Source organism: Kitasatospora sp. NPDC052896, from assembly GCF_044547075.1.
Classification (GTDB): domain Bacteria; phylum Actinomycetota; class Actinomycetes; order Streptomycetales; family Streptomycetaceae; genus Kitasatospora.
The window spans coordinates 206,782-224,305 of sequence record NZ_JBITZU010000007.1 but is presented as its reverse complement, the minus strand read 5'-3'; the positions used below and the strand labels follow the sequence as shown (position 1 = coordinate 224,305).

Annotated in this window: 19 protein-coding genes and 1 riboswitch; of the genes, 11 read left to right on the top strand and 8 right to left on the bottom strand. The window is 74.6% G+C overall.

Features of this window, described 5'->3' with window-relative positions; all coding sequences use genetic code 11:
- Positions 1 to 100: 100 nt before the first annotated feature.
- Both ACIGXM_RS17355 and ACIGXM_RS17350 read left to right on the top strand, forming a co-directional pair.
- Positions 101 to 1,435, top strand: a complete 1,335-nt coding sequence (locus ACIGXM_RS17355; RefSeq protein ID WP_396561649.1) for a class II 3-deoxy-7-phosphoheptulonate synthase — start codon at positions 101 to 103, stop codon at positions 1,433 to 1,435.
- Positions 1,436 to 1,564: 129 nt separating this feature from the next.
- Positions 1,565 to 1,873, top strand: a complete 309-nt coding sequence (locus tag ACIGXM_RS17350) for a bacterioferritin-associated ferredoxin (RefSeq protein WP_396561647.1) — start codon at positions 1,565 to 1,567, stop codon at positions 1,871 to 1,873.
- Positions 1,874 to 1,892: 19 nt separating this feature from the next.
- Here the strand turns inward: ACIGXM_RS17350 and bfr are convergent, their stop codons facing one another.
- Positions 1,893 to 2,372, bottom strand: a complete 480-nt coding sequence (bfr, locus tag ACIGXM_RS17345) for a bacterioferritin (RefSeq protein WP_396561645.1) — start codon at positions 2,370 to 2,372, stop codon at positions 1,893 to 1,895.
- A gap of 228 nt (positions 2,373 to 2,600) precedes the next feature.
- On the opposite strand from bfr, the gene ACIGXM_RS17340 reads away from it, so the two are divergent.
- Positions 2,601 to 3,230, top strand: a complete 630-nt coding sequence (locus ACIGXM_RS17340; protein WP_396561643.1) for a sulfite oxidase-like oxidoreductase — start codon at positions 2,601 to 2,603, stop codon at positions 3,228 to 3,230.
- A 3-nt stretch (positions 3,231 to 3,233) separates the two neighbouring features.
- On the opposite strand, the gene pknB is transcribed toward ACIGXM_RS17340, so the two are convergent.
- The 4 genes from pknB to thiO all read right to left on the bottom strand — a co-directional run bounded on the left by pknB (position 3,234) and on the right by thiO (position 7,455).
- On the bottom strand, positions 3,234 to 5,171 hold the full coding sequence (gene pknB / locus ACIGXM_RS17335) for a Stk1 family PASTA domain-containing Ser/Thr kinase (RefSeq protein ID WP_396561641.1): 1,938 nt from the start codon (positions 5,169 to 5,171) through the stop codon (positions 3,234 to 3,236).
- A gap of 123 nt (positions 5,172 to 5,294) precedes the next feature.
- Positions 5,295 to 6,092, bottom strand: coding sequence for a thiazole synthase (locus ACIGXM_RS17330; RefSeq protein ID WP_396561639.1), 798 nt, complete (start codon positions 6,090 to 6,092; stop codon positions 5,295 to 5,297).
- A gap of 5 nt (positions 6,093 to 6,097) precedes the next feature.
- Positions 6,098 to 6,307 carry a sulfur carrier protein ThiS gene (gene thiS / locus ACIGXM_RS17325; RefSeq protein WP_396561637.1) on the bottom strand — a complete coding sequence of 70 codons (210 nt, stop codon included), beginning with the start codon at positions 6,305 to 6,307 and terminating at the stop codon, positions 6,098 to 6,100.
- Positions 6,304 to 7,455 (bottom strand): glycine oxidase ThiO, encoded by a 1,152-nt coding sequence (gene thiO, locus ACIGXM_RS17320; RefSeq protein WP_396561635.1) that lies wholly within the window; start codon positions 7,453 to 7,455, stop codon positions 6,304 to 6,306. Before thiO ends, thiS begins: the two co-directional genes overlap by 4 nt.
- Positions 7,449 to 7,562: riboswitch (TPP riboswitch) on the bottom strand. It overlaps the preceding gene by 7 nt.
- 78 nt (positions 7,563 to 7,640) lie before the next feature.
- On the opposite strand from thiO, the gene ACIGXM_RS17315 reads away from it, so the two are divergent.
- The 3 genes from ACIGXM_RS17315 to thiE all read left to right on the top strand — a co-directional run bounded on the left by ACIGXM_RS17315 (position 7,641) and on the right by thiE (position 9,897).
- On the top strand, positions 7,641 to 8,831 hold the full coding sequence (locus tag ACIGXM_RS17315) for an NAD(P)/FAD-dependent oxidoreductase (protein ID WP_396561633.1): 1,191 nt from the start codon (positions 7,641 to 7,643) through the stop codon (positions 8,829 to 8,831).
- A 65-nt stretch (positions 8,832 to 8,896) separates the two neighbouring features.
- The gene (locus ACIGXM_RS17310) at positions 8,897 to 9,253 is read left to right on the top strand and encodes an Rv2175c family DNA-binding protein (RefSeq protein ID WP_396561961.1); all 357 of its coding nucleotides are present in this window, start codon (positions 8,897 to 8,899) and stop codon (positions 9,251 to 9,253) included.
- Entirely contained in the window at positions 9,253 to 9,897 is a 645-nt protein-coding gene (gene thiE, locus ACIGXM_RS17305) for a thiamine phosphate synthase (protein ID WP_396561631.1), read from the top strand. Before ACIGXM_RS17310 ends, thiE begins: the two co-directional genes overlap by 1 nt.
- Here thiE and ACIGXM_RS17300 read toward each other — a convergent pair.
- Positions 9,891 to 10,997 carry a polyprenyl synthetase family protein gene (locus ACIGXM_RS17300; protein ID WP_396561629.1) on the bottom strand — a complete coding sequence of 369 codons (1,107 nt, stop codon included), beginning with the start codon at positions 10,995 to 10,997 and terminating at the stop codon, positions 9,891 to 9,893. The genes thiE and ACIGXM_RS17300 overlap by 7 nt on opposite strands.
- A 182-nt stretch (positions 10,998 to 11,179) precedes the next feature.
- Here ACIGXM_RS17300 and metF point away from each other — a divergent pair, with 182 nt between their 5' ends.
- Both metF and ACIGXM_RS17290 read left to right on the top strand, forming a co-directional pair.
- Positions 11,180 to 12,094: a methylenetetrahydrofolate reductase [NAD(P)H] gene (gene metF / locus ACIGXM_RS17295; protein ID WP_396561627.1), complete on the top strand. Its 915-nt coding sequence runs from the start codon at positions 11,180 to 11,182 to the stop codon at positions 12,092 to 12,094.
- 116 nt (positions 12,095 to 12,210) lie between these two features.
- On the top strand, positions 12,211 to 13,089 hold the full coding sequence (locus ACIGXM_RS17290; RefSeq protein ID WP_396561625.1) for a hypothetical protein: 879 nt from the start codon (positions 12,211 to 12,213) through the stop codon (positions 13,087 to 13,089).
- A gap of 10 nt (positions 13,090 to 13,099) precedes the next feature.
- Here ACIGXM_RS17290 and ACIGXM_RS17285 read toward each other — a convergent pair whose 3' ends face one another.
- Both ACIGXM_RS17285 and ACIGXM_RS17280 read right to left on the bottom strand, forming a co-directional pair.
- The gene (locus ACIGXM_RS17285; protein ID WP_396561623.1) at positions 13,100 to 14,485 is read right to left on the bottom strand and encodes a phytoene desaturase family protein; all 1,386 of its coding nucleotides are present in this window, start codon (positions 14,483 to 14,485) and stop codon (positions 13,100 to 13,102) included.
- 32 nt (positions 14,486 to 14,517) lie between these two features.
- Positions 14,518 to 15,120: a DUF4126 domain-containing protein gene (locus ACIGXM_RS17280; protein WP_396561622.1), complete on the bottom strand. Its 603-nt coding sequence runs from the start codon at positions 15,118 to 15,120 to the stop codon at positions 14,518 to 14,520.
- A 281-nt stretch (positions 15,121 to 15,401) separates the two neighbouring features.
- Here ACIGXM_RS17280 and ACIGXM_RS17275 point away from each other — a divergent pair, with 281 nt between their 5' ends.
- The 3 genes from ACIGXM_RS17275 to ACIGXM_RS17265 all read left to right on the top strand — a co-directional run bounded on the left by ACIGXM_RS17275 (position 15,402) and on the right by ACIGXM_RS17265 (position 17,379).
- Positions 15,402 to 15,911: an SAV_6107 family HEPN domain-containing protein gene (locus ACIGXM_RS17275; RefSeq protein ID WP_396561620.1), complete on the top strand. Its 510-nt coding sequence runs from the start codon at positions 15,402 to 15,404 to the stop codon at positions 15,909 to 15,911.
- A 62-nt stretch (positions 15,912 to 15,973) separates the two neighbouring features.
- Positions 15,974 to 16,726: a methyltransferase gene (locus tag ACIGXM_RS17270; RefSeq protein ID WP_396561618.1), complete on the top strand. Its 753-nt coding sequence runs from the start codon at positions 15,974 to 15,976 to the stop codon at positions 16,724 to 16,726.
- Positions 16,727 to 16,992: 266 nt separating this feature from the next.
- Positions 16,993 to 17,379, top strand: a complete 387-nt coding sequence (locus ACIGXM_RS17265; RefSeq protein WP_396561616.1) for a DUF3040 domain-containing protein — start codon at positions 16,993 to 16,995, stop codon at positions 17,377 to 17,379.
- Positions 17,380 to 17,524: the final 145 nt, after the last annotated feature.

Below are 17,524 nucleotides of genomic sequence, written 5' to 3'. Positions count from 1 at the left end.
GTCCGCCCGGGTGAGCGACGCGGGGGAAAATGTTCACCGGACGTCTCACCCATCGGGCAACCGGCACAAATCGCTTGTCACACCCCGTAGCCTTGGCATCGTGACCGTGACAAATCTCCACTCCTGGCAGTCCCTGCCCGCGGCGCAGCAGCCTGAATGGCCGGATCCTGAGGCGCTGCGCACCGCTCTGGCGGACCTCGCCTCGTATCCGCCGCTCGTCTTCGCGGGCGAGTGCGACCAGCTGCGCGCCCGGCTCGGGGCCGTCGCGCGTGGCGAGGCGTTCCTGCTGCAGGGCGGTGACTGCGCCGAGGCCTTCGACGGCGTCTCCGCCGAGCAGATCCGCAACAAGCTGAAGACCCTGCTGCAGATGGCGGCGGTGCTGACGTACGCGGCCTCCGTCCCGGTGGTCAAGGTCGGCCGGATCGCCGGCCAGTACTCCAAGCCCCGCTCCAAGCCGACCGAGACCCGCGACGGTGTGACCCTGCCGGTCTACCGCGGCGACTCGGTGAACGGCTTCGAGTTCACCCCCGAGGCCCGCCGCCCGGACCCGGAGCGCCTGAAGCGGATGTACAACGCCTCCGCCGCGACGCTCAACCTGGTCCGCGCCTTCACCACCGGTGGGTACGCCGACCTGCGCCAGGTGCACGCCTGGAACCAGGACTTCGTGCGCAACTCCCCGGCCGGCCAGCGCTACGAGCAGCTCGCCAAGGAGATCGACAACGCGCTGAGCTTCATGCAGGCCTGCGGGGTCACTCCGGAGGAGTTCAAGACCGTCGAGTTCTTCTCCTCGCACGAGGCGCTGGTGCTGGACTACGAGACCGCGCTGACCCGGGTGGACTCCCGCACCGGCGAGCTGTACGACGTCTCCGGCCACATGGTCTGGATCGGGGAGCGCACCCGCCAGCTGGACGGCGCGCACATCGAGTTCGCCTCCCGGATCCGCAACCCGATCGGCGTCAAGCTCGGTCCGACCACCACGGTGGACGAGGCGCTCACCCTGATCGAGCGGCTCGACCCGGAGCGCGAGCCCGGCCGGCTCACCTTCATCACCCGGATGGGCGCGGGCAAGATCCGCACGCACCTGCCCGCCCTGGTGGAGAAGGTCACCGCCTCCGGCGCCCAGCCGGTGTGGATCTGCGACCCGATGCACGGCAACACCTTCGAGGCCGAGACCGGCCACAAGACCCGCCGCTTCGACGACGTGCTCGACGAGGTCAAGGGCTTCTTCGAGGTGCACCGCGGGCTCGGCACCCACCCGGGCGGCATCCACGTGGAGCTGACCGGCGACGACGTCACCGAGTGCGTCGGCGGCGGCGACGAGGTGCTGGTCGACGACCTGCACCAGCGCTACGAGACGGCCTGCGACCCGCGGCTCAACCGCAGCCAGTCGCTGGACCTGGCGTTCCTGGTGGCGGAGATGTACCGCGGCCACTGAGCCCGGCGCGGACCGGCGCGGTCCGGCGCGAGTGTGACGAAGGCCCCTCCGACCTCGGCGAATCGAGGACCGGAGGGGCTTCTTCGTGCCCCGGGAGCCAGGTAAGGTAAGGCTTAGCTCAATGGCGCGGTGCCGTCCGCGCCCGCCCACCACCGCACCACCCCGGGAGAGTCCGCGATGTACGTGTGCATGTGCCATGCGGTCACCGAGGACCAGGTCAAGCAGGCCATCGAGGCCGGCGCCGACTCGCCGCGCTCGATCGCGCAGGGCTGCCGGGCCGGCACCGACTGCGGCTCCTGCGTGCGGCGGATCCAGGCGCTGCTGGGGGAACACGGGGCGCGGCCGTGCCCGACCGCCCGGTTGGCCGCCCGGCTCGGCCTGGCCGACCCGGAGGCCGCCGAGCCGGCCCGACCGCAGCGGGTGCGCCGGGCCGCGTAGCGCCGCGGCGGCTCGCCGCTCAGGTCTCCGGCTGCTCGATCTGCTGGGCCAGGTAGCGCGCCTCGCCGAGCTTCTCCACCAGTTCCAGCTGGGTGTCGAGGTAGTCGATGTGGTGTTCCTCGTCGGCCAGGATGTCCTCGAAGATGTTGGCCGAGGTGACGTCGTTCTTGGCCCGCATCACCACGATGCCCCGGCGCAGCCGGTCGATCGCCTCGACCTCGACCTGCCGGTCCGCCTCGAACATCTCCTTGGCCGTCTGACCGATCCGGACGTGGAAGAGCCGCTGGTAGTTGGGCAGGCCCTCGAGGAGGAGGATCCGGTCGGTGAGGACCTCGGCGTGCTTCATCTCGTCGAAGGACTCGTGCCGGGTGTACCTGGCGAGCTTGGTCCAGCCGAAGTTCTCCTGCATCTTGGCGTGCAGGAAGTACTGGTTGATCGCGGTCAGCTCGGCGGTGAGCTGTTCGTTGAGGAGTTCGATGACCTCGGGGTCGCCCTGCATGGTGTGCCTTCCTGCCTCACAAGTCACAAGTGGAACGGGCTGGACGCATGGTGGCATCGCCAGAGGTGGTATTTCCAGTAAGCTCACGCTCATCCGAATATGTGGCGGATTATCCGTTTTGCCAGCAAGTGTCCCGCCCAAGCGTCCCGCTGGGGGCGTGCGTTCCGGCGCGTACCCACGGAAAGGGGCGCGCGGCGGTGTTCGTCCGCCGTCTGTCACCATGGAGCCATGGGTCAGTCCGAACAAGAACCACCGCAACCGTCTGACCCGAGACTCCCACCCGGGCAGCGCCTGCAGCGCGGCTGGCCCGTCCTGCACTACGGCCCGGTACCCCGGTTCAAGCCGCTGACCTGGGACTTCCAGGTGTTCGGAGCGACCGCCTCGGCGGAGAAGCACAGCTGGGACCACGCGGGCTTCCACACCCTGCCGCGTGTCACCGTCCGGGCCGACCTGCACTGCGTGACCCGCTTCTCGATGCTCGGCAGCGAGTGGAGCGGCGTCGCCGGAAGGACCGTCCTGGAACTGGTCCCGCCGGCCCCCGGGGTGACCCATGTGATGGTCTGGGCCGAGTACGGCTACAGCGCCAACCTGCGGCTGGCCGACTTCGCCGACCCGCGCACGGTCTTCGCCACCCACCGCAACGGCGAGCCGCTGAGCGTCGAGCACGGCTTCCCGGTGCGGCTGGTCGTCCCGCAGCTGTACGCCTGGAAGGGCCCCAAGTGGGTGCGGGCGGTGGAGTACATGCGGGCCGACCGGCGCGGCTTCTGGGAGGAGCGCGGCTACCACAACCTCGCCGACCCGTGGGCCGAGCAGCGCTACTCCTACCAGGAGGAGCCCGGCGACGGGCCGCTGCGCTGAGTCCTAGAAGTTGATGGTCACCGTGCTGCCCTTGGGCGCCTGCTGGCCGGCCGACGGGCTCTGCCCGGAGACGCTGCCCAGACCCAGGAAGTTGAAGCCGGTGCTCTTCACCTGGAACCCGGCCGCGCCCAGCGCCTTGGTGGCGTCCGACTCGCTCATCCCGGTCACGTTCGGCACGGTCACCGGCTGCGGGCCCTTGGAGAGCGTCAGGGTCACCGTCGAGCCGGGCACGGCGGTGCCGGTGACGTCCTGCGCGGTCACCGAGCCGGACGGGACGGTGTCCGAGTAGGCCTGGCCGCCCAGCGCCGCCTTGAAGCCCGCCCCGGTCAGCGCCGACTGCGCCTGCGCGACCGGCTGGCCGACCACGCTCGGCACCGCCACCGGCGCCGGGCCCTGGCTGACCACCAGCGCGATCGGCGCGTTCACCGGCAGCTGCTGGCCGGCGGCCGGGTTGGTGGAGATCACCGAGCCGGTCGGCACGGTCGGGCTGTAGGCCTGGCTGGTCGTCCCCGGGGTCAGCCGGGCCGCGCCGAGCAACTGCTGCGCCTGGGCCAGCGGCTTGCCGGTGACGTCCGGCACGGCGATCCGCTCGGGCCCCTTGGAGAGCGTCACCGTCACCGGATCGCTCTTCCGGGCCCGTGCCCCGACCCCGGGGTCGGAGCTGAGCACCTGCCCGGCCGGGACGTTCTCGCTGAACGCCTGCACGAAGTGGCCCTGCAGCCCGGCCCCGGCCAGCGTGCTGACGGCCTGCGCCTGGGTCTCGCCGAGCACGCTCGGCATGGTCGCGTAGACCGCGCCGGAGAGCAGGTAGCTGACCGCCGCGACCGCGACCACCACGGTGGCCAGCACCGAACCCCAGATCAGCCGCCGCCTGCCGGCCGGCCGCATCGGCCGGCGGACCGGCGTGGGCTCGTGGTACGGGCGCGGGCGGAGCAACTGCATCGTCGCGTCCGCCGGCAGGTCCAGCACGGCGGTCCGCTCGGGCGGCGGCGCGGGGATCACCGAGGTCGCCTCGTTGGTGGCGAACCGCGGAGTGGGCCGGCTGGAGGCGGGTGGCTCGGCGTCGAGCTGGGCCGGCGTCAGGCTGCGCCGCAGCCGTTGCAGGGCGGCCAGCAGCTCCACCGCGTCCCACGGACGGGCCTGCGGGTCGCGGGCGGTGGCGGCGGCGACTATCGCGTCCAGCTCCGGCGGCAGGCCCGGGACGGTCAGCGAGGGGGCCGGCACGGTCTCGTGCAGGTGACGGTAGATCACCTGCATCGGGTTCTCGCCGGCGTACGGCTTGCTGCCGGTGAGCAGCTCGTACAGCATGATGCCGGCCGCGTAGACGTCCACCCGCTGGTCGGTCGCGGCGCCCGGCTGGACCTGCTCGGGGGCCAGGTAGGAGACGGTGCCCAGCACCACGCCCGGGGTGGTGGCGCTCGAACCGGTCGCCTCGGTGCCGGAGAGCAGTCGGACCAGGCCGAAGTCGGCGACCTTGACCATGCCGCCGTCGTTGATCAGCACGTTCTCCGGCTTGACGTCCCGGTGCACCAGCCCGGCCCGGTGCGCGGCGCCGAGCGCGGCCAGCACCGGCTCCAGCACGTCCAACGCGGCCCGGACGGAGAGCGCGCCGCGGTCGCTCAGCACGTCGCGCAGGGTGCGCCCGGGGACGTACTCCATCGCGAGGAAGACCACGCCCTGGTCGGCGCCCTGGTCGAAGACGTTGACCACGTTGGGGTGCGAGAGCCGGGCGACCGCCTTGGCCTCGCGGATGAAACGCGCGGTGAACTCGGCGTCCCCGGCCAGCCCCGGGTTCATCACCTTGAGCGCCAGCACCCGGTCGAGCCGGGTGTCGGTGCCCCGGTAGACGGTCGCCATGCCGCCCGCCGCGATGCGCTGCTCGACCCGGTAGCGGCCGTCCAGCAGCGTGCCCAGCAGGGGGTCGTTCAACGTCGTGTCCACCAGAGGAGTGTAGGGGGGTGACCCCGGCGGGTGTCCCGGGTGACACCGCGTCCGGGGCCGTTGTGCCCCGCTTGTGCCCCGCTCGTGACATTGGGCCAAGGGCGCGGGACGGTGGTCGGGGCGTCAGAACGCGGGCCGCTCGCGGTGGTCGAGGTCGGCCCGGCCGGCCATCGCCGAGGAGGCCTCGGCGTGGAAGCGGCGCGGGATCCGGCCGGCCCGGTACGCCAGCCGGCCCGCCTCGGCGGCCCGGCGCATCGCGTCGGCCATCAGCACCGGCTCCTGAGCCCGGGTCACCGCGGAGGCCAGCATCACCGCCGAGCAGCCCAGTTCCATCGCCAGCGCCACGTCCGAGGCGGTGCCCGCGCCGGCGTCCAGGACCACCGGCACGTTGGCGCTCTCCACGATCAGCTGGAAGTTGTGCGGGTTGCGGATGCCGAGCCCGGAGCCGATCGGCGAGCCCAGCGGCATGATCGCGGCGCAGCCGACGTCCTCCAGCTTGCGGGCCAGCACCGGGTCGTCGTTGGTGTAGGGGAGCACCGTGAAGCCGTCGTCGACCAGGGTCTCGGCGGCGTCCAGCAGTTCGATCGGGTCGGGCAGCAGGGTCCGCTCGTCGGCGATCACCTCCAGCTTGACCCAGTTCGTGCCGAGCGCCTCGCGGGCCAGCCGGGCGGTCAGCACCGCCTCGCCGGCGGTGAAGCAGCCCGCGGTGTTGGGCAGCACCCGGATCCCGTTGCGGGACAGCACGTCCAGCACCGAGCCCTGGGTGTCCGCCTTCACCCGGCGCATCGCCACCGTGGTGAGCTCGGTGCCGGAGACCCGCAGCGCCTGTTCCAGCACGTCCAGGCTGGGCGCGCCGCCGGTGCCCATGATCAGGCGGGAGGTGAAGGTGGTGCCGGCGATCGTCAGGGTGTCGTCGGCCATGCCGCTCAGCCCCCCTGCACGGCGGTGAGGATCTCCACCCGGTCGCCCGCGGCCAGCGGGGTCCGGGCCCACGAGCCGCGCGGGACCACGGTCTCGTTGAGCGCGGCGGCCACCCCGGAGTGCGCGGTGCTCAGGGTGGCCACCACCTCGGCCAGGGTGGCGGTCCGGGCGACCTCGCGGGGTTCGCCGTTGACGGTCAGCTGGATCGGGTTCATGCGGCGGCCCTCTGGGTGAAGCGGAGCGGGGAGAACGGGACGGCGAGGTCGGGGACGGTGCCCTCGGCCAGGTAGGCGGCGAGCAGGTCGGCGGTGACCGGGGTGAGCAGCACCCCGTTGCGGTAGTGGCCGGTGGCGGCGGCCAGCCCGGGCAGCGCGGTCGGGCCGAGCAGCGGGGCGTTGTCCGGCGAGCCGGGGCGCAGGCCCGCGCCGGTCTCGGTGAGCGGCAGCTCGGTGACGCCCGGGACCAGCTGGTGCGCGTCGCGCAGCAGCTCGTAGACGCCGCCCGCGGTGACCGTGGTGTCGTAGCCCTGCTCCTCGGTGGTCGCGCCGATCACCAGCTCGCCGTCCGCGCGCGGTACCAGGTACAGGTGCTGGCCACGGACCACCGCGCGGACGTTGCGGGAGAGGAACGGCGCGTACGGGCCGGGGATCCGCAGCCGCAGGATCTGGCCCTTGACCGGGCGGATCGCGGGCAGCACCCCCTCCGGCAGGCCGGCCAGCCGGTGGCTGTAGGGGCCGGCGGCGAGCACCAGCCGCCCGGCCGTCAGCGCGCTGCCGTCGGGCAGCCGCACCCCGACCGCCCGCCCCGCGGTGACCAGCAGCTCCGCCGCCCGGTCCCGGTGCAGCCGCACCCCGGCCCGCTCGCAGCCGGCCAGCAGCGCGGCGCACAGCCGGCGGCCGTCCACCTGGTGGTCGCCGGTGACGAGCAGGCCGCCGCTCACCCCGGGGGAGAGCATCGGCTCCAGCCGGCGGGCCTCCCGGCCGGTCAGCCACTGCGAGTCGAGGCCCAGCCGCTGGTGGAACCCGTGCAGCTCGCGCAGCTCGGCCCGGTCGTCGGAGTCCAGCGCGACGGCCAACGTGCCGGTGGCCCGGTAGCCAGTGGGCAGGCCGGTGGCCCCGGTCAGCTCGGCGGCGAACGCGGCGTACCGCTGGTTCGACGCGATGCCCAGGCGCAGCAGCGGCTCCTCGCCGTACTGCAGCTCGGTCACCGGTGCCAGCATGCCGGCCGCCACCTGCGCCGCGCCGCCGCCGGGGGTGGGGTCGAGAACGGTCACCGCGAGGCCGCGCTGTGCGGTGCGCCAGGCCACCGCGAGGCCGATGATGCCGCCGCCGACGACCAGGACGTCGGTGGATGTGCGTGCCACGATGCGGATGCTCCCTTCGCCGGAATGACCCGGATCAGGTTCGGACGGTCGCGGGCCGCCGCAGCCCGCCTCTCAGCCCGGTGCGCCGGGCTCCCGTGATGTCTCACCCCACCTTATCGCCGGCCTCCGGGGCGGCCGAGGGTGCGTACGGAGGGCGGTATTGCGGTGCTCGTTAGAGTGGCCGAATGGCTGAGCTGAAGAGCACGGATCGGGTGGTCGTGGTCGGCGCCGGGCTGGCGGGGGCGCAGTGCGCCCTGGCGCTGCGCGAAGGGGGGTGGCAGGGCTCGCTGACGCTGGTCGGGGCGGAACCGTGGGCGCCGTACGACCGGCCGCCGCTCTCCAAGGACGTCCTGCTGGGCAAGACCGACAGCACGGTGTACGAACTGGACTGGCAGCGGCTCGGCGTCGAGCTGCTGACCGGCCGTCGGGCCACCGGCCTGGCGCCGGGCCTGCTGCAGACCGACGCGGGGGAGCTGGCCTACGACCACCTGGTGCTGGCCACCGGTGCGGACCCGGTGCGGCTGCCCGCCGCGAGCGGCGAGCGGACGCTGCGGACCCTGGCGGACTCGCTCGCGCTGCGCGCGGAGCTGCGGCCCGGGCGGCACCTGGTGCTGGTCGGCGCGGGCTGGATCGGGGCCGAGACGGCCACCGCGGCTCGGGAGCTGGGCTGCGCGGTGACCGTGCTGGAGGCGGCCGACGCGCCGTTGCCGGGGGCGCTGCCGGCCGAGCTGACCGCACCGATGCGGGAGTGGTACCGGGCCGCCGGGGTGGAGCTGCGGCTGGGCGCCCGGGTGGCGACGGTCGAGCCGGGCGCGGTGCTGCTGGCGGACGGCGAGCGGGTGGTCGCGGACGAGGTGCTGGTCGGGGTCGGCGCGCGGCCGGCCACCGGCTGGCTGGCGGGCTCCGGGGTGGAGCTGGACCCGGCCGGCACCGTGCTGGCCGACCAGCGGCTGCGCACCTCCCTGCCGGGGGGCTGGGCGGCCGGCGACTGCGTCAGCTACCCCTCGGCCCGGTTCGGCGAGCGGATCTCCGTCCAGCACTGGGACCACGCGCTGCACTCCGGCCGGGCGGTCGGCGCCGCGCTGCTGGGTGCGCAGGCGCCGTACGACCCGGTGCCGTACTTCTGGTCCGAGCAGTTCGGCCGGATGGTCCAGTACGCCGGCCGGCACGGTGGCGCCGACCGGCTGCTCTGGCGCGGCTCGCCGGCCGACCCGGCGTGGAGCGTGCTCTGGCTGCGCGAGGGGGCGCTGGTCGCGGTGCTCGCCGTGGACCGGCCGCGCGACCTGGCGCAGGGCCGTCGGCTGATCGAGCGGGCCGTGGTGCTGGATCCGGACCGCGCGGCCGACCCCGAGGTGCCGCTGAAGTCCGCGCTGTGAGGTCAGCTGACGGGCCGCTGGTGCGCGTGGGGTCGCCGGGATGGCAGGCTGGTGCCGTGAGTGAGATGGAATCCAAGATCGAATCCCTTGTCCAGGACTGGCTCTACCTGCCGGACATCTCCGAGCGATGGGGTGTCCAGGTCACCGAGGTCCGCCAGATGGTCAAGGACCACCGGCTGATCGCGGTCCGCCGCGGCCCCAACCGCTCGCTCCAGGTCCCGGCCGCCTTCATCGAGGACAGCGGGCTGGTCAAGCACCTGGCCGGCACCCTGACGGTGTTGCGCGACGGCAGGTTCTCCGACGAGGAGATCCTGGAGTGGCTCTTCACCGACGACCCGTCGCTGCCCGGCAGCCCGATCCAGGCGCTGCGTGAGAACCGCGGCACCGAGGTGAAGCGGCGCGCCCAGGCGATGGCGCTCTGATGACGGACCCGCGCGCCCGGCTGGCCGACGCCCGGCTGTACCTGTGCACCGACGCCCGGCGCGAGCAGGGCGACCTGCCGGAGTTCCTGGACGCCGTGCTGGCCGGCGGGGTGGACGTCGTCCAGCTCCGCGACAAGGGCCTGGAGGCCCGGCAGGAGCTGGAGTACCTGGAGGTCTTCGCGGACGCCGCCCGGCGGCACGGCAGGCTCTTCGCGGTCAACGACCGGGCCGACGTGGCGCACGCGGCCCGGCCCGACGTGCTGCACCTCGGGCAGGACGACCTGCCGGTGCCGCACGCCCGGGCGATCCTCGGCCCGGACGTGCTGATCGGGCGCTCCTGCCACGCCGAGTCCGAGGTGGCCGCGGCGGTCGCCGAGCCGGGGGTGGACTACTTCTGCACCGGCCCGGTCTGGCCGACGCCGACCAAGCCCGGCCGGCCCGCACCCGGGCTCGGTCTGGTCGAGTACGCCGCCCGGCAGGTGACGGACCGCCCGTGGTTCGCCATCGGCGGGATCGACCTGGGCAACCTGGACCAGGTGTTGGCCGCCGGCGCCCGCCGGGTGGTGGTGGTCCGGGCGATCACCGCGGCCGAGGACCCGGGGGCGGCGGCCGCCGAGCTGGCGGCCCGGCTGAGGGCTCAGTAACGGCGGACGGTCGCGGCCCGGGCCAGCGCGAGCAGCGTGGTCCGGGCCGCGTCGTCCACCAGCGGGGCCGCGTCCAGGGCCGCCAGCGCCTGGGCCATCAGCGCCTCGATCCGCTCCTCGACCCGCTCGGCCGCCCCGCTGCGGGCCACCAGCTCGCTCAGCTCGGCGATCTCCGCCGCGCCCAGCCCGGGGGCGCCGAGCCGCTCGTCCAGCCGCCTGGCCCGAGCCGGCGGCAGGCCGCGCATGGCCAGCGCGACCAGCAGGGTGCGCTTGCCCTCCCGCAGGTCGTCGCCGGCGGGCTTGCCGGTCACCGCCGGGTCGCCGAACACCCCGAGCAGGTCGTCGCGGAGCTGGAAGGCCTCGCCGAGCGGCAGGCCGAACGCCGAGTACGCCGCCATCAGCTGGTCCGAGGCCCCCGCCAGCCGGGCGCCGACCTGGAGCGGGCGCTCGATGGTGTACTTCGCCGACTTGTAGTGCAGCACGGTCTGCGCCCGGTCCAGCGCCCCGGCGTCGGTGGAGTCGCCGGCCACCGGCTCCAGCACGTCCAGGTACTGACCGGCCATCACCTCGGTGCGCATCAGGTCGAAGACCGGCTTGGCGGCCAGCACCGCCGCCGGGTCGAGCCCGCAGCGGACGAAGAGCTCGTCGCACCAGATCAGCAGCAGGTCGCCGAGCAGCACCGCGGCGGCCGCCCCGAACTGCTCGCGGTCGCCGCGCCAGCCGCTGTCCCGGTGCAGGGCCTCGAAGCGGCGGTGGACGGACGGCAGGCCGCGCCGGGTGTCGCTGCGGTCCATCAGGTCGTCGTGCACCAGGGCGCTGGCCTGCAGCAGCTCCAGCGCGGCCGCCGCGTGCGCGATGCCGGTGCTCTCCGCCGCGCCGCCCGCGCCGCGCCAGCCCCAGTAGCAGAACGCCGGGCGCAGCCGCTTGCCGCCGTCCAGCAGGAACTCGCGCAGGGCCTCGGCGGCCGGCAGCAGGCCCGGCGAGATCGAGCCGAGCAGGGCGTGCTGGCCGGCCATGAACTCCGCCAGCGCGGTGTTGACGCGCTCGCGGACCGCCTCGACGTCGAGGGGCTGGACGGCTGTCGGGCTGGGCGAGGTCACGGGTGTCTCCGGAATCACTGGGGTGACCTCAGGGTAGCCGGGCTCCGTTCGAACTCGCGCGGCTGATCCACCCCTGTCGCGTCCCATCCACCGGGTGGGCCGCGCCGCAGGTTGTGGACGTCGTGTCTCAGTTGGTGGACAAGGTTTGTTCGCGGCCGAGCGTCGGCCGCTAATCTGCGAACATGGCACTCGGTGTTTCTTCCACCAGAACCGACCGCGCTTCCACGGTCCGCGAACTGCTGGCGGCCGGCCAGCGCTCGTACTCCTTCGAGTTCATGCCGCCACGCAGCGAGGCCGCGGAGCAGAAGCTCTGGGACGCCATCCGCCGGCTGGAGGCGCTCAACCCGAACTTCGTCTGCATGACCTACGGCGCCGGCGGGTCCTCACGCGGCCGCACCGTCAACATGGTCGGCCGGATCGCCGCCGAGACCACACTGACCCCGGTCGCCCACCTCACCGCGGTGGACCACTCGATCGCCGAGCTGCGCAACATCATCGGCCACTACGCCGACCAGGGCGTGCGGAACGTCCTCGCGGTGCGCGGCGACCCGCCCGGCGACCCGCAGGGCGAGTGGGTGCGCCACCCGCAGGGCGTCGGCTACGCGTACGAACTGGTGGAGCTGATCAGGGGCATCGGGGACTTCTGCGTCGGGGTGGCCGCCTTCCCACAGATGCACCCGCGCTCGCTCAACTGGGACGACGACATCCGGCACTTCGTCGCCAAGGTCCGGGCCGGTGCCGACTACGCGATCACCCAGATGTTCTTCGAGGTGGAGGACTACCTGCGGCTGCGCGACCGGGTCGCCGCGGCCGGCTGCGAGGTGCCGATCATCCCGGAGATCATGCCGGTCACCAACGCCAAGCAACTGGAGCGGTTCCCGCAGCTCAGCGGCTCGGCGTTCCCGGCCGAGCTGGAGGCCCGGCTGCGGGCCGCGGTGGACGACCCGGCGGCGCTGCGCGAGGTCGGCATCGAACACGCGACCTCGATGTCCGAGCGGCTGCTCGCCGAGGGGGCGCCCGGTCTGCACTTCATCACCCTCAACGGCTCGACCGCGACCCTGCAGATCTACCAGAACCTGGGCCTGCACCGCGGCTGAGCCGGCGGGCCCCGGGCATCCCCCGCGGCGGGCGCGGATGTGGGGCGGCGGCGGTCGAACGGGTACAGTCGCGGCACGCGCGCGTGCCGCGCGCCGGGCTGTGGCGGAGGTCGCTGATGGGCATCGGGATGCTGGTGTTGTACGCGGCCCTCGCGGTGGTCGCGCTCTGGCTGGTCGCCGAGCTGCTGTTGCAGAACCGTGCGCCGCTGCACTGGCGGGGCGCCGCGCTCGGCGGGTTCCTGCTGGTGGTGGCCGGGATGGCGACCCGCTCGGTGGTGCTGATCGGGGTCGGCGCGGTGGTCTTCGCGGCCGGCCAGGTGCTGGTGACCCTCGCGGTGAAGCGCGGCGAGCCGGCCGGCTGGTCGCTGCGAGCGGCGGACGGCTCACTGCCCGGACCACTGGCCAGGGTCCCGCTGCTGGGCGCGCTCACCGGCGGCGCGGCGGTGGCGGGCGCCGCGGCGGTGGCGGCGGACGCGCCGGTCGGCGAGGTCGGGCCGATCGAGGAGCCCGCCGAGGAGCTCCTGCCGGAGTCCGCGCAGGACGCGGTGAGCGACGGGTTGGACGGCCCGGTGGGCCCGGACGACTACGGCGTCTACCAGGCCGTCGGGTACGAGCAGCAGCAGCCTGCCGGCTACCCGCAGTACGGCGCGGTCCCGTACGCCGGGTCCGGTTACCCGGAGCAGGGCTATCCGGCGTACCCGGAGCAGCAGCAGTACCCGGTCGACCCGTACGGCGTGCCGTACGCCCCCCAGCCCTACCCCGAGCAGGGCTACCAGTTCGCCGATCCGTCCTGGCAGCAGCAGCCGGGCTACGGCTACCAGCCGGAGGAGTACGGCCAGGGCTACCAGCAGCAGCCCTACCCCGAGCAGGGCTACCAGCAGCAGGCCGCCTGGCCCTCCGACTACCAGCAGCCCGGCTACCAGCAGCAGTACGGCGGCATCCCGCAGCAGCCCGGCCACGAGTACCAGCCGCAGCCGGGGGGCTGGCCGCAGTAACGGCGCGGCGTCAGGCCGGGCCGATCAGGCCGGCCGTGACGCAGGCCGACATGCCCGCCCGGGCCAGCCCGCCGCCGGGGTGCGCCGCGCCGCCGATCAGGTAGCCGCCGCCCGGGGCGGCGTTGCCGGGCAGCAGGAACGCCCCGCCCGCCCCCGCCAGCGCGGGCCGCGGCACGGCACCGCCGGGGGAGCCGGTCTCCCGCTCGGTGTCGGCCGGAGTCCGCACCACCCGCCAGAGCACCCGCTCGCGCAGCCCGAGCCCGGCCGCGTCGACGTGCGTCAGCAGCGCGTCGGCGAACCGGTCGGCGACGCCGGGCGCGTTCCAGTCGAACCGGGCCCGCGAGGGCACGGTCACCGTGAGGGTGGCCGTCTCGTGGGCGTCGTCGGGGCGCAGCGTCGGATCGTCCGGGCGCAGCACCTGCACGGTCGGGCGCGCGCAGAGCCGGGCGGTCCGGCCGAACAGCGCGTCCAGCTCGTCGGCCCGGTCGGCGGCGTGCACCACCGTCCGGTGCGCGGTGCCGTCCGGGCGCGGGCCGCGCAGCGCGAGCAGCACGCTGACCCGGCCCGGCAGTGCGGGGTCGCCGGGGCCGGGCCGCAGCACGGCGTCGGCCGTCGGCGGCCGCTCGACCCGCTCGCCGAACCGGAACTCCACCCCGCGCAGCTCGCAGCGCCGGTAGACCGCCTCGGCCAGCGCCCGCATCCCGCCTCGGACGTACCAGACCCCGAAGGACTGCTCCATGTAGGGGATCACGGTGGCGCCGGCCGGCACGGTGCGCGGGTCGAAGCCGAACCGGAGCGCGTACTCCTCCAGCAGCGCGGTCAGCGCCGGGTGTCCGTCGAGTTCGCGCTCGGCGACCCGGGCGAGGGTCGGCGCGCCGCCGCCGCGCAGCCGGGCCAGCCCGCGCCGGGGCGGGGCCGGGTACGGGTCGGTGCGCAGCGGGCCGGGGTCGGCGGGCAGCGGCTCCTCCAGCAGCGGGCGCCGGGTGGCTTCCCAGACCGACCGGCCACGGTTCGTCACCGCTCCCCAGCGCGCGCCGGCGCCGGCCCCGAACGCGGTGTCCAGCGCCTGCCCGACCCCGCCGCGGGAGGCGTTCGGGAGCCGCGCGGACGAGCCGTCGGCGAACAGGTGGTGGCTCTCCGGCTCGACCGGGGCGAGTTCGACCAGCTGTTCCAGCGGCTCCTTGCCGGTCTTCAGCGCGAGGTCGCGGTAGACCGCGGGGAGGGTCAGCAGGGTCGGTCCGGTGTCGAAGGCGAAGCCGTCCCGGCGGTACTGCCCGAGCATCCCGCCGTAGGTCTCGGCGGCCTCGCACACCGTCACCCGGTGGCCGATGGTGGCCAGCCGTGCCGCCGCCGCCAGCCCGCTGATCCCCGCTCCGATGATGACGATCCGTGCCATGGCTGTTGATCCTAGGGGACCGTCCCCGCAGCTCAGGCGGTGACCGCGGTGGCCCGCGGCGCCCGCCGCTCGCGGCGCCGGGCCAGGAAGCGACGGATCCGGCCGACCGCCAGCCGGACCAGCAGCAGCCCGAGGAGCAGCAGCCCGGCCGCGACGGAGCCCGCCACCCACGGGTGGAAGACCGCCAGCGTGACCAGCCCGGCCACCGTCAGGTCCTCGGCGACGCTGAGCGCGATGTTGCTGGCCGGCTCCGGCGAGGTGTTCACCGCCATCCGCAGCGAGGCCTTGACCAGGTGGCTGACCAGCGCGGTCGTCCCGCCCAGCGCGCCGGCGGCCAGCTCGCCGAGCGAGCCGGGATGCCGCGAGGCGATCAGCGCGGCCACCACGGCGCCGGCGACCGGCCGGATCACGGTGTGCACGGCGTCCCAGACGGTGTCCAGGTACGGGACCTTGTCCGCGACCGCCTCGCACAGGAAGAGCACGGCCGCCGCGATCAGCACGTCGGTGCGTTCCAGAGCCGGCGGCACCGTCCCGGCCCCGCCGAACCGGCCCAGCAGCCCGAGGATCAGCACCACGGCGTAGGCGTTGATCCCGCTGGCCCACCCGCTGGTGAAGATCAGCGGAACGATGGTCACGACGTCCTCCCCGTCCGGCGGCCGTCACCCGCCGCCGCCCGCCACGCTACCCCGCCCCGTGCCGAAGCCCGCGATCCCGCCGGCCGGCGAGGGGGCCGACGACCCGTTCCGGCAGGGCGGGTCGCTGATCGCCCGGGCCACCACCCGGGCCGGCTGACCCGGACTCCGGAGCGGCTGGGCGGCTGACCGTTCGGCGCCCCGGGGAGTGTCAGTGGTGGGCGACAGCATGGGAGTGCGGACCGACCGGTCCGCGGCCGCCCGCTGTTGGACCGGGGGAGACCATGACCGTGACCGACCTCCATGGGGGCACCTCCCAGCCGGAGGCAGCGGGAGAGCTCCCGCTGCGTTCCGTCGACGTCCACCCGGTGCTGCTCCGGGCCGGGGCGCCGCCCGCCGCCCGCGACCTGCTGGCCCAGGCGCGGCGCACCCTGGTCCGGGCCGGTGCCGCCGAGGACCCGCTGGAGCGGTACGCCACCGCGCACCTCGCCGCGCTGCGCACCACCGCCGCCGTGCTCGCCGTCCGGGGCCGCCCCGAGCGGGATCCGCGGCGCCGCCGGGCGATTCGCAGCGCCTGGTCCGTGCTGCCCGAGGTGGCGCCCGAACTCGCCGAGTGGGCCGGGTACTTCGCGGCCGGCGCGGCCAAACGGGCAGCCGCCGAGGCCGGCATCCGGGGCGCTGCCAGCACCCGGGACGCCGACGACCTGGTCCGGAACACCGCGCTCTTCGTCCGGCTGGTCGAGCGGATCCTGCGGCTCGACGGCGCGGGAACCGGGGTGGTTGACCGAGCGTGACCAGGGGTGGCGAGGGCCTAAGGTTGGTCCCGTCCGGCCCCTGTCTCGGAGGAGAGCTCACCGTGTACCCGACGCGTCCCCGCAGCGCCCTGCGTACCGCCGTGGTCTGGGAGGTGGTGCGCACGGCCCTGGAGCGGCGGGTCGCCGAGCTGGACCAGCCGGTGCTGGACGTCCTGGACACCGGCGGCGGCACCGGCAACTTCGCCGTGCCGGTGGCCCGGCTCGGCCACCGGGTCACCGTGGTCGACCCCAGCCCGGACGCGCTCTTCGCGCTGGAGCGGCGGGCCGCCGAGGCCGGGGTGACCGACCTGGTCCGCGCGGTCCAGGGCGACACCCAGACGCTGCCCGAGGTGATCACCCCCTGCTCGGTCGACGCGGTGCTCTGCCACGGCGTGCTGGAGATGGTGGACGACCCGGCCGAGGCGCTCGGCCACCTCACCGCGACCCTGCGCAAGGGCGGCCTGGTCAGCCTGCTCGCGGCCAACCGCAACGGTGCCGTGCTGGCCCGGGCGCTGGCCGGCCACTTCGACGAGGCCCAGGCGGTGCTGGCGGCCCCCGACGGCCGCTGGGGCGCCGGCGACCCGATGCCCCGCCGCTTCACCGCCGAGGAGCTGGACGGGCTGGCCGTCGCGGCCGGCCTGCGGGTCGAGTCGGTGCACGGGGTGCGGGTCTTCGCCGACCTGGTGCCCGGCGTGCTGGTGGACACCGAGCCCGGTGCGATGGAGGCGCTGCTCAGGCTGGAGGAGGCGGCCGCCCAGCAGCCCGCCTTCCACGCCGTCGCGACCCAGCTGCACCTGCTCGCCGCGCTGACCTGAGCGCCACCCGGGGTCTGTGCCGATCAACTCCGATCAACCGGAAACTCAACCGGGTGCTGGCACGTTTGGCAGCGTGCGGGATCGGTGCGGAACGGGTGGGGATCGAGCGGACACGACGATCCGCCGCCCACTCCGGACCGGGTCCCGGGCCCGTATGATCTGGGTAAAGCCTGACACGCATGACGGCCAGACGCATGGGGCATATGGACCACGACAAGGCCAGGTGGCGGACCGGTCGCCCCGCGACCGACGAGTAGGAGGACTCCGTGCCGCTCTCGGAGCACGAGCAGCGACTGCTCGACCAGATGGAGCGAGCGCTGTACGCCGAAGATCCCAAGTTCGCGACGGCGCTCGAGGGAACCGGCCTGCGCACCTACACCCGCCGACGGGTCTACCAAGCTGCCGCGGGCTTCACTGCGGGTGTCGCCCTCCTGATGGGGGGCATGGTCGCCCAGCTGATCTGGGTGAGTGTCGTGGGCTTCCTGGTGATGCTGGGTTGCGCGGTCCTCGCGGTCGCCGGTTGGCGGCGCCATCCGGTCGTCGGCCCCGGCACCGGGTACCGCACGGCTCCGCCGGCCCGCAAGGCCGGCGTGATGGACCGGATGGAACAGCGCTGGCAGCGCCGCCGCGACGAGCACGACGGCCGCTTCTGACCGGAGCGGCTCCGCGACACCAGCACGGTGGGGGGGGGGGGCCCCCCCCCCCGCCCCCCCCCCCCCCGGGGGGGGGGGGGGGCGCGGCCCCCGCCCCCCGGGCGCCCCCCCCCCCCCCCCCGCCCCCCCCCCCCCCCCCCCCCGG